This window comes from Aquimarina litoralis, assembly GCF_019295435.1.
In the GTDB taxonomy this organism is placed as follows: domain Bacteria; phylum Bacteroidota; class Bacteroidia; order Flavobacteriales; family Flavobacteriaceae; genus Aquimarina; species Aquimarina litoralis_A.
Window position 1 is genome coordinate 1 of the sequence record NZ_WEKL01000106.1, and the last position, 515, is coordinate 515.

At 37.6% G+C, this 515-nt stretch carries 1 protein-coding gene; it reads right to left on the reverse strand.

Annotated elements, in window-relative coordinates:
* Nucleotides 1-515, reverse strand: a 515-nt coding sequence (locus tag GBO31_RS23360; RefSeq protein ID WP_219011038.1) for a hypothetical protein, incomplete at both ends; no start/stop codon positions are given.

The window sequence follows — 515 nt, forward strand, 5'->3', positions numbered from 1 at the left end:
GGTATAAGTATAGGTATATATTTTATCACCTTCACAAGTAGGATCTGTATTTTCAGTAAYTACCGGTGTAATATCATTTCCACAGACATCTGTWACTGTTGGTGCAGTTGGTTGTGTRGCATCAGCGATACATTCTACGGTTGCKGTTCCATTAACTGGTACAACCGGAAGCGTAGTTACATCGATAGTATATGTAAACGTGTAAATGGAAGCATTCCCAGCACAATCGGTATAAGTATAGGTATATATTTTATCCCCTTCACAAGTAGGRTCTGTATTTTCMGTAATTACMGGTGTGATATCATTTCCRCAGACATCCGTTACTGTTGGYGCRGTTGGTTGTGTRGCATCAGCRATACATTCTACGGTTGCTGTTCCATTAGTTGGCACAATAGGAAATGTAGTTACATCAATCGTATAGGTAAATGTATATACTGAAACATTCCCAGCACAATCGGTATAAGTATAGGTATATATTTTATCACCTTCACAAGTAGGATCTGTATTTTCAGTAA